This window comes from Carboxylicivirga linearis (assembly GCF_018271995.1).
In the GTDB taxonomy this organism is placed as follows: domain Bacteria; phylum Bacteroidota; class Bacteroidia; order Bacteroidales; family Marinilabiliaceae; genus Carboxylicivirga; species Carboxylicivirga linearis.
In genome coordinates, this window is sequence record NZ_JAGUCO010000099.1 from 1 (window position 1) to 1018 (window position 1018).

At 37.4% G+C, this 1018-nt stretch carries 1 protein-coding gene; it reads left to right on the top strand.

Annotated features, from left to right (window positions below; genetic code table 11):
- A partial coding sequence (locus KEM10_RS23800) for a hypothetical protein (RefSeq protein WP_212220890.1) occupies positions 1-636 on the top strand: 636 nt, incomplete at its 5' end.
- Positions 637-1018 lie beyond the last annotated feature (382 nt).

The following is a 1018-nucleotide window of genomic DNA, read 5'->3' on the forward strand; positions in this document are numbered from 1 at the left end:
GCAGCCGAGGAAAGTTTACAGTTTACCAATATTACATGTTCCGTTTTTGATTTTCGGTATTTGGTTGAAGAACATTACTCAAAAGAGGAACCGGGGGTAAGTTCAGAGGTTATGGATGAACTGACTAGGGAGTATGGCAACGTTGACCGAAGAACGGTACTCAATATCTCATCAGTACTGACACCAATGAAAATTCTAATGGAGCATTCTGATTTGGAGTTTCCGTTTGATTATCATACCGCAAAACAGGCTTTAATCCGCTCCGCAAAACTTACCATATCAGTACAGCATCAAAGCGATGAAGTGGAGCAATACTTTCATGTACTGCAATCTTTGGTTAACCTATACAAACTTACCGAAGATGTACATTACAAGATTGTGGTTGGTGAAAACAATAGCAAACAACTTTACCTAAGAGTTGGCTCAATACACGGACTGTACAGGGAACAGGCACGAAAAGAAGGATTAACCACACTTGACCAGGCGGTTGTTGGTGAGTACCTGAAGAAACACCGCTCATTTATAGAACACCGCAGGAAAAATGTATTGTTTGGCAAAAGCCGGACAAGTGCCTACATACTGAATTATGATATGCTCAAAGACCAGGGCATCGAATTGGAAAGGATAACCTTATAAAATACAAAACTATGCAGTTTTACTTTAGCTATGTGTATTAAAGCAAAAACCGTCCTCATTTCCTCAATCTCTATGAGGATAGATATTAATAGATTGATATTTAATACTATATACTTTTTTACTCTAAAAATATGTGAGGACGGCTGAGGGATGAATGAGGGATAAATGAGGGACGAGTGAGGGAAAAGCGGCTCTCGTCCCTCACCTGTCCTCATTGTCCTCATTTTATTCTATTGATAATAAGACACATAACTAAAACATGAGGGATGAGGACGGTTTTATAAAATTACCATAGCCCACAGAAAAGCATTAGCTTATTTCTTATTCACATTAATTTAACCTTAAAACAATCAGATATTTAATCTGAATTTTATATTTTTAT